Raw genomic sequence first — 12,807 nt, forward strand, 5'->3', positions numbered from 1 at the left:
CCCACGTGCACAAGACCTCTGCCTGGCCTTTGGCGACCAGTTATGTCGCCTTGATCGTTTTTGCCAGCCTGTTCCCCTTCACCGGCTGGCGTGCCCAGGGGCTGGAGCCTTGGGTGTTCCTCATGGCGCCCTTGCCGCCGCCGTACTGGACGGGCTTTGACGTCACCTCCAACCTGATCGGTTACGCGCCGCTGGGCTTTTTGCTGGCACTGGCGCTGTTGCGCACCGGCTGGGCCTGGGGGGCGGTGTGGCTGGCCTTTTTGGCGGGCACGCTGCTGTCGCTGTCCATGGAGTTTTTGCAGATTTACCTGCCTCGGCGCGTTCCCTCCAACCTGGACTTGGTGCTCAACGCTGCGGGGTCGTTGGTCGGTGCTTTGGTGGCGGCGGTGCTGGAGCGCCTGGGCGCCATTGACCGCTGGAGCCACTTTCGCGACCGATGGTTTGTGTCCGATGCGCGTGGCGCGCTGGTGCTGCTGGCCCTGTGGCCTGCGGCGCTGCTGTTCCCAGCGGGCGTGCCTTTTGGCCTGGGGCAGGTGCTGGAGCGGCTGGAGGCTGCCGTGGAGTTGGCGCTGGAGGACACCCCTTTCCTCGAATGGCTGCCCGCCCGCGAAGCCGTGCTGGAACCCCTGTCGCCCGGCGGCGAGGTGCTGTGCGTGATGCTGGGCCTGCTGGTGCCTTGCCTGCTGGGGTACTGCGTCATCCGCCATGTGGGGCGCCGGGCCGTGTTTGCCTTTGCCGCCCTGGGCGTGGGGGTGGTGGCGACGGCGCTGTCGGCCGCGCTGAGCTGGGGGCCGGTGCATGCCTGGGGCTGGCTGGACGAGCCGGTGCGCGTGGGGGTGTGGGCGGCGGCCGGGGTGGCGGTGCTGTTGCTGATGCTGCCGCGTCGCGCCAGTGCTGCCGTGCTGCTGGTGGCGCTGGTGTGGCACCTGGGGGTGCTCAATCAGGCGCCGACCAGCGTGTACTTTGCGCAAACCCTGCAGCAGTGGGAGCAGGGGCGCTTCATCCGCTTTTATGGCCTGGGCCAATGGCTGGGCTGGCTCTGGCCTTACGTCACGCTGCTGTATGTGCTGGTGCGCGTCTCGCGCCGTGACACCCAAACCTAAAATACCGCCATGAGCGAACCCACCCCAACCCCTACCTCGGCTGCGCCTGGTTACTACCAGCGCCACATCTTCTTTTGCCTGAACGAGCGCACCAACGGCGAAGACAGCTGTGCGCACCACAATGCCCAGGCAGGGTTTGACCGCTGCAAGGCCCAGGTCAAGGCTGCAGGCCTGGCGGGCGCGGGCAAGGTGCGGGTGAACAAGGCGGGTTGCCTGGACCGCTGCGCCGCAGGCCCCGTGGCCGTGGTCTACCCCGAGGGCACCTGGTACACCTTTGTGGATACCAGCGACATCGATGAGATCGTTGAATCGCACCTCAAAAACGGCCAGGTGGTCGAGCGCTTGCTGGTGCCGCCCGAGCTGGGGCGTTGAGCCCTGGTCTTTGCATGAAATTGCTGCCTAGCGCTTATTGAATAAGCGCTAGAAGCTATCAAATAAATAGCATAAAGTGAACTCTCAAACCGAACGCCTGCTGCTGCAAGGCGCTGCGGGTGCCATCGAGGTGGCCCGCGACGCTGCCAGCCTGCCCGACGGCGCCGCCCCGCGCGGCGTGGCCGTCATCGCCCACCCCCATCCGCTGTTTGGCGGCACCATGGACAACAAGGTGGTGCAGACCCTGGCGCGTGCCTTTGTCCAGTGCGGCTGGACGGCGGTGCGCTTCAACTTTCGTGGTGTGGGTGCCACCGAGGGGACGCACGACGAAGGGCGCGGCGAACTGCAAGACCTGCTATCGGTGATTAAGCAAGTGGCGCCCGCAGGCGAGGGCGCGCAGCCCCTGGCGCTGGCAGGCTTCTCGTTTGGCGCATTTGTCACCAGCCACGCACTGGCCACGCTGTGGCCGCAGCGCACCATCGACCGTGCCGTGCTGGTGGGCACGGCGGCCAGCCGCTTCACGGTGGCGCCCGTGCCGCCCGATGCCCACCTGCGGACGCTGGTGGTGCACGGCGAGCACGACGACACCGTGGCCCTGTCGGCCGTGATGGACTGGGCCCGCCCGCAAATACTGCCCGTCACCGTGGTGCCCGGAGGCGGTCATTTCTTTCACGGACAATTGCCGCTGCTCAAAAACCTGGTGGTCCGGCACCTGCAGTCGGCGGTGTAACAGAGGGTTCGCCTGCACGCCGCAGGTGGAACCTCTCACCCCCACACGACTCAGCCTCCCATCACTCGTCACCTTCTGCAGCGTGTGGCCCACAGCGCCGCCGCTGGGTTGGTGGTTCTGTCTTTCTTTCCATCGGCCGCTGGCCGCATCCCTGACCTTCCCATGAAACGAATCTTGCCCGCCCTGCGATCCCTGGCCTTGTTTGCCGCCGTTGCGCCCGCCGCATTTGGCGCCCTGGCGCAGCAGGCTCCCCAGCCCCCTGAAATTGCCGCGCGCACCTACTTGCTGGTGGACGTGACGGCCAACCAGGTGCTGGCCGCCAAGGACATCGACGCGCCGGTGGAGCAGGCATCGCTGACCAAGCTGATGACGGGTTACCTGGTGTTTGACGCCCTGCGCGCCAAGAAGATCACGCTCGACCAGAAGCTGCCCGTGAGCGTGCGCGCCTGGAAGATGCCCGGCTCGCGCATGTTCATCGACCCCAAGATGCAGGTGCCGGTGGAAGACCTCATCAAGGGCATGATCGTCCAGTCCGGCAACGACGCCACCATGGCCCTGGCCGAAGGCGTGGGCGGCACGGCCGAGAACTTCGTCAAGCTCATGAACGACCAGGCCCAGGCGCTGGGCATGAAGGGCACGAGCTACAAGAACCCCGAAGGCCTGACGGAGCCCGGCCACACCACCACGGCGCGCGACCTGAGCGTGCTGGCCATGCGCCTGATGAAGGACTTCCCGGAGTACATGCATTACTACTCCACCAAGCAGTACAGCTACCCCGGCACGCCTGCATCCAACGGCAGCAACCGCAACACCCTGCTGTTCCGCGACCCGACCGTGGACGGTCTGAAGACCGGTCACACCGCCGCCGCAGGCTACTGCCTGGTGGCCACGGCCAAGCGCGACTTCCCGAACGTGGGCCAGCGCCGCCTGCTGTCGATCGTGCTGGGCACCGCCAGCGAAAACGCCCGTGCCAACGAAAGCCAAAAGCTGCTGAACTGGGGCTACACCGCGTTTGATGCCGTCAAGCTCTTTGAAGCGAACGCCGCCGTGGCCACGCCCGAGGTCTGGAAGGGCAAGGAAAACCTGCTCAAAATCGGCCGCCCCGACGCCATCGTGGTCACCGTGCCTGCAGGCAGCGCCGGCAAGATCAAGACCGCCGTCTCTCGCCCGGACCCTCTGGTCGCGCCCTTCACCAAGGGGCAGGCCGTGGGCTCCCTCAAGGTGATGCTGGGTGAGCAAACCCTGGCCGAAGTGCCTCTGGTGGCGCTGGAGGGTGTTGAGCAAGCGGGCATTTTGGGTCGCGCCTGGGACGCCATCCGGCTCTGGATCAAGTGATCTTGGGTATTTGCCTTGGCGATGCAGTGTGTGAGGTTGCTGTAAATTTAAGCAATACTTGCCTCTCGCGCTGCAGCCTGATACATTAGAAGGCTTTTCGGAATTTCCGAAGGGATTCACGTTTTCGCTTTCACGAAGCAAATTCACGTTTAGGGACGTATTTCATGCCAACCATTAATCAACTGGTCCGTCAGGGGCGCGAGGTCGAAAAGACCAAGTCCAAGAGCCCCGCGATGGAAAACTCTCCACAGCGCCGTGGCGTGTGCACCCGTGTGTACACCACGACGCCTAAGAAGCCTAACTCCGCTCTGCGTAAGGTCGCCAAGGTGCGCCTGACCAACGGTTTTGAGGTCATCTCCTACATCGGCGGTGAAGGCCACAACCTGCAAGAACACAGCGTCGTGCTGGTTCGCGGCGGTCGTGTCAAGGACTTGCCTGGTGTGCGTTACCACATCGTGCGCGGTTCGCTCGACTTGCAAGGCGTGAAAGACCGCAAGCAGTCGCGCTCCAAGTACGGCGCGAAGAAGCCAAAGGCCAAGTAAGCCCTGGCCCTTCTGGTCTGAAGAATTTTCGGTGCTGTTTTTCCGCGTGGCGCGGAAGATGCAGCGTAGTGACCCCAAACGCAGGTGTTCTGCGCGGGTCGAGTAAGTGGGAGTTTCAATGACTCTCGCGGTGTCTGAAAAGACGCCAACTGAAGCAAAGATAGAGGTGAAAAATGCCACGTCGTCGCGAAGTCCCCAAACGTGAAATCCTGCCGGATCCTAAGTTCGGCAATGTAGAGCTGTCCAAATTCATGAACGTGATCATGGAAGGCGGCAAAAAGGCGGTTGCAGAGCGCATCATTTACGGTGCTCTGGAACTGATCGAGAAGAAGCACCCCGATAAGGACCCTCTGGAAGCTTTCACTGTTGCCATCAACAACGTGAAGCCCATGGTGGAAGTGAAGTCCCGCCGCGTGGGCGGTGCCAACTACCAAGTGCCTGTGGAAGTGCGCCCTGTCCGTCGCCTGGCTCTGTCCATGCGCTGGATCAAGGAAGCCGCCCGCAAGCGCGGTGAAAAGTCGATGGCCCAACGCCTGGCCAATGAGCTGCTCGAGGCCACCGAAGGCCGTGGCGGCGCCATGAAGAAGCGTGACGAAGTGCACCGCATGGCCGAAGCCAACAAGGCATTCAGCCACTTCCGCTTCTAAATCGACGAGTCGCTTCGTCGTCAAGCGCAAGGCTGCCGGCATTTTTGCCTGCAGCCTTGTGGCGATTGAGGCGGTCACAAAATTGACGGGATGCAGCGCCACAATGGCTGCCCTGTCCCCCGAATAACACGACCCATCCAAGGATCCACCATGGCTCGCAAGACTCCCATCGAGCGCTACCGCAATATCGGTATCTCGGCCCACATTGACGCTGGCAAGACCACGACCACCGAACGTATCCTGTTCTACACAGGCGTGAGCCACAAGATTGGTGAAGTGCACGATGGCGCTGCCACCATGGACTGGATGGAGCAGGAACAAGAGCGCGGCATCACGATCACGTCCGCTGCCACGACCTGCTTCTGGAAGGGTATGGACAACTCTTACGAAGAGCACCGCTTCAACATCATCGACACCCCCGGCCACGTGGACTTCACGATCGAAGTGGAGCGTTCCATGCGCGTGCTGGACGGCGCTTGCATGGTGTACTGCGCTGTGGGTGGCGTGCAGCCCCAGTCAGAAACCGTTTGGCGCCAAGCCAACAAGTACAAGGTGCCTCGTTTGGCCTTTGTGAACAAGATGGACCGTACCGGTGCCAACTTCTTCAAGGTCTACGAGCAAATGAAGTTGCGCCTGAAGGCCAACCCTGTGCCTGTGGTGATCCCAATTGGCGCTGAAGACAAGTTCACTGGCGTGGTCGATCTGCTGAAGATGAAGGCCATCCTGTGGGACGAAGCGTCGCAAGGCATGAAGTTCAGCTACGAAGAAATCCCGGCTGACCTGCTCGAATCCGCCAAGGAATGGCGTGAAAAGATGGTGGAAGCTGCTGCTGAAGCCTCTGAAGAGCTGATGAACAAGTACCTCGAAGAGGGTGACTTGAGCGAAGCGGAAATCAAGCAAGGTCTGCGCACCCGCACGATCGCGACTGAAATCCACCCCATGCTCTGCGGCACCGCCTTCAAGAACAAGGGTGTGCAGCGCATGCTGGACGCCGTGATCGACTACCTGCCAGCACCGACGGACATTCCTGACGTGACGGGTACCGATGAAGACGAAAAGCCAGTGACCCGCAAGGCGGACGATAACGAGAAGTTCTCCGCGCTGGCGTTCAAGCTGATGACCGACCCGTTTGTGGGTCAGTTGACGTTCGTGCGTGTGTACTCGGGCGTGCTCTCCAAGGGCGATACCGTCTACAACCCGATCAAGGGCAAGAAAGAGCGTATCGGCCGTATCGTGCAAATGCATGCGAACGAACGCCAGGAAGTCGAAGAAATTCGCGCCGGTGACATCGCTGCTTGCGTGGGTTTGAAGGACGTCACCACGGGTGAAACACTGAGCGACATCGATTCGCCGCTGATTCTGGAGCGCATGGTGTTCCCTGAGCCTGTGATCACACAGGCCGTGGAACCCAAGACCAAGGCTGACCAGGAAAAGATGGGTATCGCTCTGCAGCGTCTGGCTGCTGAAGATCCATCCTTCCGTGTGAAGACCGACGAAGAATCCGGTCAGACCCTGATTGCCGGGATGGGCGAGCTCCATCTGGAAATCATCGTGGACCGCATGAAGCGTGAATTCGGCGTGGAAGCCAACGTGGGCAAGCCCCAAGTGGCCTACCGCGAAACCATTCGCAAGACGGTGGAAGAAGCCGAAGGCAAGTTCGTGCGCCAGTCCGGCGGTAAGGGCCAGTACGGCCACGTCGTGCTCAAGATCGAGCCGAACGAAGCCGGCAAGGGCAACGAATTCGTGGACGCCATCAAGGGCGGTGTGGTTCCTCGCGAATTCATCCCTGCGGTGGAAAAGGGCTTCAACGAAGCCGTCACGCAAGGTGTGTTGGCTGGCTACCCCGTGGTGGACGTCAAGGTTACGCTGCACTTCGGTTCGTACCACGATGTGGACTCGAACGAATTGGCGTTCAAGATGGCTGCCATCTTCGGTTTCAAGGAAGGTTGCCGCAAGGCCAACCCCGTGATCCTGGAGCCCATGATGGCCGTGGAAGTGGAAACACCTGAAGACTACGCTGGTACCGTGATGGGTGACTTGTCCAGCCGCCGCGGCATGGTGCAAGGCATGGACGACATCCCAGGCGGTGGCAAGGCCATCCGTGCTGAAGTGCCGCTGTCTGAAATGTTTGGCTACTCGACTTCGCTGCGTTCCGCAACCCAAGGTCGCGCCACGTACTCGATGGAATTCAAGCACTACAGCGAAGCCCCTCGCAATGTGTCTGAAGCCATCATGGCTTCGCGCGCCAAGTAAGTTCTGGGCCCGGGTCCCGACCCGGGCTTTGCTTTGTCTGCGATCCGGTGCCGCCCTGTTCCCTGTGCGGGGCGAATCAGCAACCGAATGCAGACGTTAAACCACTACACAGGTATTGCTCTTTGGAGATTGCAAAATGGCAAAAGGTAAGTTTGAACGCACCAAGCCCCACGTCAACGTGGGCACCATCGGTCACGTGGACCATGGCAAGACAACCCTGACGGCTGCTATCGCCACCGTGCTGTCTGCCAAGTTTGGCGGCGAAGCCAAGAAGTACGATGAAATCGACGCAGCGCCCGAAGAAAAGGCACGCGGCATTACCATCAACACTGCCCACGTTGAATACGAAACCGCCAACCGCCACTACGCTCACGTGGACTGCCCTGGCCACGCTGACTATGTGAAGAACATGATCACTGGCGCTGCCCAAATGGACGGCGCTATCTTGGTGTGCTCCGCTGCTGACGGCCCAATGCCCCAGACCCGCGAACACATCCTGCTGGCCCGTCAAGTGGGTGTGCCTTACATCATCGTGTTCCTGAACAAGTGCGACATGGTGGACGACGAAGAACTGCTGGAACTCGTCGAAATGGAAGTTCGCGAACTCCTGGACAAGTACAGCTTCCCTGGCGACGACACCCCCATCGTGCGTGGTTCCGCCAAGCTGGCTCTGGAAGGCGACAAGGGCCCTCTGGGCGAACAAGCCATCGACAAGCTGGCCGAAGCCCTGGACACCTACATCCCTACGCCTGAGCGCGCTGTGGACGGTGCCTTCCTGATGCCTGTGGAAGACGTGTTCTCGATCTCCGGTCGTGGCACCGTGGTGACGGGCCGTATCGAGCGCGGCATCATCAAGGTCGGCGAAGAAATCGAAATCGTCGGTATCCGCGACACACAAAAAACCACCTGCACCGGCGTGGAAATGTTCCGCAAGCTGCTGGACCAAGGTCAAGCTGGCGACAACGTTGGCCTGCTGCTGCGCGGCACCAAGCGCGAAGACGTCGAGCGCGGCCAAGTGCTGTGCAAGCCCAACTCGATCAAGCCACACACCCACTTCACTGCCGAAGTGTATGTGCTGAGCAAGGACGAAGGCGGCCGTCACACGCCTTTCTTCAACAACTACCGTCCTCAGTTCTACTTCCGTACGACTGACGTGACTGGCGCCATCGAGCTGCCAGCCGACAAGGAAATGGTCATGCCTGGCGACAACGTGTCGATCACTGTGAAGCTGATCAACCCCATCGCTATGGAAGAAGGCCTGCGCTTTGCTATCCGCGAAGGCGGCCGCACTGTGGGCGCCGGCGTGGTTGCCAAGATCATTGCTTAATTTTTAAGCAAAAGGAACTTGCCATGTCCAAGCAAAAAATCCGCATCCGCCTGAAGGCGTTCGATTACAAGTTGATCGATCAGTCTGCTGCTGAGATCGTTGACACAGCCAAGCGCACCGGTGCGATTGTCAAGGGCCCCGTGCCACTGCCAACCCGCATGAAGCGTTTTGACATCCTGCGTTCGCCGCACGTCAACAAGACCAGCCGTGACCAGCTTGAAATCCGCACGCACCAACGCCTGATGGACATCGTTGATCCAACAGACAAGACGGTGGACGCACTGATGAAGCTCGACCTGCCTGCTGGCGTGGACGTCGAAATCAAGCTGCAGTAATCCCCTGAAGGCGGGCTCGCCAGGGCCCGTCCGATGGTCAATAACGCGGACTTGCTTGAAAAAGCAGTCCGCGTTATACTTTAGGGCTTCGCTTTCTTTGCGCATGCAGAGGAGTGAAGTTTTATTAACCTTCTTTCACGCGCTGGCGCGCAAACGCTGAGGCCAATTGAAGTCACAGCGGTGAGAGTTTTGGAGAAACAAATGAGTCTGAGCAACTCCCTGGGGTTGCTGGGTCGCAAGGTGGGCATGATGCGTCTGTTCACTGATGATGGGGACGCAGTGCCTGTCACAGTGGTTGATGTTTCTAACAACCGTGTTACCCAGATCAAAACCCAAGAGAACGATGGCTACGTGGCCCTGCAGGTCACGTTCGGTTCGCGCAAAGCATCGCGTGTGACCAAGCCAGAAGCCGGTCACCTTGCCAAGGCAGGTGTGGAAGCCGGTGAAATCATCCAAGAATTCCGCGTGACGGCTGACACCGCTGCCCAGTACCAAGCTGGCGCATCTGTGGCTGTAACGTCCGTGTTTTCCGTGGGTCAAAAGGTCGACGTGCAAGGTACTTCGATTGGTAAGGGCTACGCCGGTACCATCAAGCGCCACAACATGGCTTCGCAACGTGCTTCGCACGGTAACAGCCGTTCGCACAACGTGCCCGGCTCGATCGGTATGGCACAAGACCCAGGTCGCGTGTTCCCCGGCAAGCGCATGACTGGCCACCTGGGCGACGTCACCAAGACCACGCAAAACCTCGATGTCATTCGCATCGATGAAGCGCGTCAACTGCTCTTGATCAAGGGCGCTATTCCGGGCTCCAAGGGTGGGTTCGTGACAGTGCGTCCCGCCGTCAAGGCCAAAGCCTCCAAAGGAGCGAACTAATGCAGCTCGAACTCCTGAATGACCAAGGCCAAGGCGCATCCAAGCTGGATGTTCCCGAAACCGTGTTCGGTCGTGAATACAACGAAGATCTGGTTCACCAGATCGTGGTGGCCTACCAGGCCAACGCCCGTCAAGGCACTCGCGCCCAGAAGGACCGCGAACAAGTTCGTCACTCGACCAAGAAGCCTTTCAAGCAAAAGGGTACGGGTAACGCACGTGCTGGTATGACTTCCTCGCCTCTGTGGCGTGGGGGTGGTCGGATTTTCCCGAACATGCCTGACGAAAACTTCACACAGAAGATCAACAAGAAGATGTACCGCGCTGGCATGTCTGCGATTTTGTCGCAGCTGGCCCGCGAAGGCCGTCTGGCTGTGGTCGACTCGCTGAAGCTGGACTCGCCCAAGACCAAGGTTTTGGCCGACAAGTTCAAGGCGATGAACCTGCAATCGGTGATGGTGATTGCCGATGAAGTGGACGAAAACCTGTACCTGGCCTCGCGCAATCTGGTGAACGTGCTCGTCGTTGAGCCACGTTACGCCGATCCCGTGTCGCTGGTGCGTTTCAAGAAAGTGCTCGTCACCAAGGGCGCTATCGACAAACTCAAGGAGATGTTCGCATGAGCACACTCAAGTTTGACGAAGGTCGTCTGATGCAAGTGCTGGTCGCTCCCATCGTGTCCGAAAAGGCCACTATGGTTGCTGAAAAGTCCAATGCTGTGACGTTCAAGGTGCTGCAAAACGCTTCCAAGCCAGAAATCAAGGCCGCTGTGGAATTGATGTTCAAGGTTGAGGTCAAGGGCGTTTCCGTGGTGAACACCAAAGGCAAGACCAAGCGTTTTGGCAAGACTGTGGGCCGCCGCGACAACGTTCGCAAGGCATACGTCACGCTGCAACCAGGTCAAGAGCTGAACCTCTCTGGGGAGGCTGCGTAATCATGGCCGTCATTAAAATGAAACCCACTTCGCCCGGCCAACGTGCTGTGGTGAAGGTTACCCGTGACCACCTGTACAAGGGTGAAGCTTACGCCCCCCTGCTGGAGCCACAATTCCAGAAGGCTGGCCGTAACAACAACGGTCACATCACGACCCGCCACAAGGGCGGTGGTCACAAGCACCACTACCGTGTGGTGGACTTCAAGCGCAACAAGGACGGCATTGCCGCCAAGGTTGAGCGCATTGAATACGATCCCAACCGTACGGCCCACATTGCTCTGGTGTGCTATGCCGACGGCGAGCGTCGTTACATCATCGCTCCCCGTGGTCTGGAAGTTGGCGCAACCCTGCACTCCGGTTCGGAAGCCCCGATCCGCGCAGGTAACACGCTGCCTATCCGCAACATCCCCGTGGGTTCGACCATCCACTGCATCGAGCTCAAGCCCGGTGCCGGTGCTCAAATCGCTCGCTCGGCAGGTGCTTCGGCAACGCTGCTGGCCCGTGAAGGTATCTACGCCCAAGTGCGTATGCGTTCCGGCGAAGTGCGCAAGATCCACATCGAATGCCGCGCCACCATTGGTGAAGTGGCTAACGAAGAGCACAGCCTGCGCCAATTGGGCAAGGCCGGTGTGAAGCGTTGGATGGGTATTCGTCCTACGGTTCGTGGCGTGGCCATGAACCCTGTGGATCACCCTCACGGTGGTGGCGAAGGCCGCACCGGCGAAGGCCGTCATGCAGTCGATCCTTGGGGCAATCTGACCAAGGGTTATCGCACCCGTAACAACAAGCGCACACAAGTCATGATTGTGTCGCGTCGCAAGAAGTAAGGGGTAACAGATGACTCGCTCTCTCAAAAAGGGTCCATTTGTTGACCATCACTTGCTGGCCAAGGTTGAAAAAGCCGTTGCCACCAAGGATAAGAAGCCAGTGAAGACTTGGTCGCGTCGCTCCATGGTTCTGCCCGAGTTCATCGGTCTGACCATTGCCGTGCACAACGGTAAGCAGCACGTGCCTGTCTACGTCACCGACCAGATGGTGGGCCACAAGCTGGGCGAATTCGCCCTGACGCGCACCTTCAAGGGTCACCCCGCGGACAAAAAAGTCCAGAAGAAGTAAGGAACGACCATGTCTGAAACACGTGCAGTCCTCCGGGGCGTCCGTCTGTCGGTCGACAAAGGCCGTCTGGTTGCGGACCTGATCCGCGGCAAGAAGGTGGACCAGGCTCTGAACATCCTGACATTCACGCAGAAAAAAGCTGCTGGCATCGTCAAGAAGGTTCTGGAATCGGCAATTGCCAATGCAGAACACAACGATGGCGCTGACATCGACGAACTGAAGGTCAAGACCATCTACGTCGAACAAGGCACCACGCTCAAGCGCTTCACCGCGCGCGCCAAAGGCCGCGGCAACCGCATCAGCAAGCCCACGTGCCATGTGTACGTGACGGTTGGTAACTGAGGCCAAGGAAGACTATGGGACAAAAAATCCATCCTACTGGCTTCCGCCTTGCGGTCAGCCGCAACTGGTCCAGCCGCTGGTACGCGAGCAACCGTGACTTCGCCGGCATGCTGGCCGAAGACATCAAGGTTCGCGAATACCTGAAGGCCAAGCTGAAGAACGCCGCCGTTTCGCGCATCCTGATCGAGCGTCCTGCCAAGAACGCACGCATCACCATTTACTCGGCTCGTCCTGGTGTGGTGATCGGCAAGAAGGGCGAAGACATCGAGAACCTGAAGAAGGAACTCGCGACCCGTCTGGGCGTGCCTGTCGCAGTGAACATCGAAGAAGTGCGCAAGCCTGAAATCGATGCCAAGCTGATCGCTGACAGCATCACGCAGCAGCTCGAAAAGCGGATCATGTTCCGTCGTGCCATGAAGCGCGCCATGCAAAACGCCATGCGTCTGGGTGCCCAAGGCATCAAGATCATGTCGTCTGGTCGTCTGAACGGTATCGAAATCGCCCGTACCGAGTGGTACCGCGAAGGCCGTGTGCCACTGCACACCCTGCGCGCTGATATCGACTACGGCACCTCTGAAGCCAAGACCACCTACGGTGTGATCGGCGTCAAGGTCTGGGTCTACAAGGGTGACACACTGGGTCGCAACGATCTGCCAGCCGTGGAAACTCCACGTCCGGAAGAAGAGCGTCGCCCACGTGGCCCACGCCGTGATGGCCGCCCAGGTGGCGACCGTGCCGGTGCAGGTCGCGGTCCTCGCCGTCCCGTAGGTGCCAATGTGGCCCCTGCTGATGGCAGCGACAAGCCCGCCGGTGCCGGTGGCGCTGATGCAACCGCCGTTAAGCGCGTTCGTAAAGCTGACGCGCCCGCTACAGCAGCGGACGGCAAAGGAGAATAAAG

At 60.1% G+C, this 12,807-nt stretch carries 16 protein-coding genes; all 16 read left to right on the forward strand.

The features are described from left to right. Positions 1–5 precede the first annotated feature (5 nt). The gene (locus CLU88_RS16835) at positions 6–1,103 is read left to right on the forward strand and encodes a VanZ family protein (protein WP_099657578.1); all 1,098 of its coding nucleotides are present in this window, start codon (positions 6–8) and stop codon (positions 1,101–1,103) included. A 9-nt stretch (positions 1,104–1,112) separates the two neighbouring features. After that, positions 1,113–1,475, forward strand: coding sequence for a ferredoxin (locus tag CLU88_RS16840; protein WP_099657579.1), 363 nt, complete (start codon positions 1,113–1,115; stop codon positions 1,473–1,475). A gap of 76 nt (positions 1,476–1,551) precedes the next feature. Beyond that, entirely contained in the window at positions 1,552–2,205 is a 654-nt protein-coding gene (locus tag CLU88_RS16845) for an alpha/beta hydrolase (RefSeq protein ID WP_099657580.1), read from the forward strand. Between the two features lie 162 nt (positions 2,206–2,367). Continuing rightward, on the forward strand, positions 2,368–3,540 hold the full coding sequence (locus CLU88_RS16850) for a D-alanyl-D-alanine carboxypeptidase family protein (RefSeq protein ID WP_099657581.1): 1,173 nt from the start codon (positions 2,368–2,370) through the stop codon (positions 3,538–3,540). A 164-nt stretch (positions 3,541–3,704) separates the two neighbouring features. After that, positions 3,705–4,082 (forward strand): 30S ribosomal protein S12, encoded by a 378-nt coding sequence (gene rpsL, locus CLU88_RS16855; protein ID WP_008905797.1) that lies wholly within the window; start codon positions 3,705–3,707, stop codon positions 4,080–4,082. 173 nt (positions 4,083–4,255) lie between these two features. Beyond that, entirely contained in the window at positions 4,256–4,729 is a 474-nt protein-coding gene (rpsG, locus tag CLU88_RS16860) for a 30S ribosomal protein S7 (RefSeq protein ID WP_005798541.1), read from the forward strand. Between the two features lie 150 nt (positions 4,730–4,879). Then, positions 4,880–6,982 (forward strand): elongation factor G, encoded by a 2,103-nt coding sequence (gene fusA / locus CLU88_RS16865; RefSeq protein WP_099657582.1) that lies wholly within the window; start codon positions 4,880–4,882, stop codon positions 6,980–6,982. A gap of 136 nt (positions 6,983–7,118) precedes the next feature. After that, complete coding sequence (gene tuf / locus CLU88_RS16870) at positions 7,119–8,309, forward strand: elongation factor Tu (protein WP_099657583.1); 1,191 nt, start codon at positions 7,119–7,121, stop codon at positions 8,307–8,309. Between the two features lie 23 nt (positions 8,310–8,332). Then, positions 8,333–8,644: a 30S ribosomal protein S10 gene (gene rpsJ / locus CLU88_RS16875; RefSeq protein ID WP_005796953.1), complete on the forward strand. Its 312-nt coding sequence runs from the start codon at positions 8,333–8,335 to the stop codon at positions 8,642–8,644. A gap of 201 nt (positions 8,645–8,845) precedes the next feature. Beyond that, on the forward strand, positions 8,846–9,520 hold the full coding sequence (gene rplC, locus CLU88_RS16880) for a 50S ribosomal protein L3 (protein WP_099657584.1): 675 nt from the start codon (positions 8,846–8,848) through the stop codon (positions 9,518–9,520). Then, on the forward strand, positions 9,520–10,140 hold the full coding sequence (gene rplD / locus CLU88_RS16885) for a 50S ribosomal protein L4 (RefSeq protein ID WP_008906425.1): 621 nt from the start codon (positions 9,520–9,522) through the stop codon (positions 10,138–10,140). Before rplC ends, rplD begins: the two co-directional genes overlap by 1 nt. Beyond that, positions 10,137–10,451, forward strand: a complete 315-nt coding sequence (rplW, locus tag CLU88_RS16890) for a 50S ribosomal protein L23 (protein WP_099657585.1) — start codon at positions 10,137–10,139, stop codon at positions 10,449–10,451. The genes rplD and rplW overlap by 4 nt, the downstream gene beginning before the upstream one ends. 2 nt (positions 10,452–10,453) lie before the next feature. After that, complete coding sequence (gene rplB, locus CLU88_RS16895; RefSeq protein ID WP_044397443.1) at positions 10,454–11,278, forward strand: 50S ribosomal protein L2; 825 nt, start codon at positions 10,454–10,456, stop codon at positions 11,276–11,278. Between the two features lie 10 nt (positions 11,279–11,288). Further along, positions 11,289–11,567, forward strand: coding sequence for a 30S ribosomal protein S19 (rpsS, locus tag CLU88_RS16900; protein ID WP_005796963.1), 279 nt, complete (start codon positions 11,289–11,291; stop codon positions 11,565–11,567). Between the two features lie 9 nt (positions 11,568–11,576). Further along, on the forward strand, positions 11,577–11,909 hold the full coding sequence (rplV, locus tag CLU88_RS16905; RefSeq protein WP_005796970.1) for a 50S ribosomal protein L22: 333 nt from the start codon (positions 11,577–11,579) through the stop codon (positions 11,907–11,909). A gap of 14 nt (positions 11,910–11,923) precedes the next feature. Then, the gene (gene rpsC / locus CLU88_RS16910; protein WP_099657586.1) at positions 11,924–12,805 is read left to right on the forward strand and encodes a 30S ribosomal protein S3; all 882 of its coding nucleotides are present in this window, start codon (positions 11,924–11,926) and stop codon (positions 12,803–12,805) included. The last annotated feature ends 2 nt before the right edge of the window (positions 12,806–12,807 follow it).

This window comes from Acidovorax sp. 56, assembly GCF_002749705.1.
GTDB lineage: Bacteria > Pseudomonadota > Gammaproteobacteria > Burkholderiales > Burkholderiaceae_C > Acidovorax.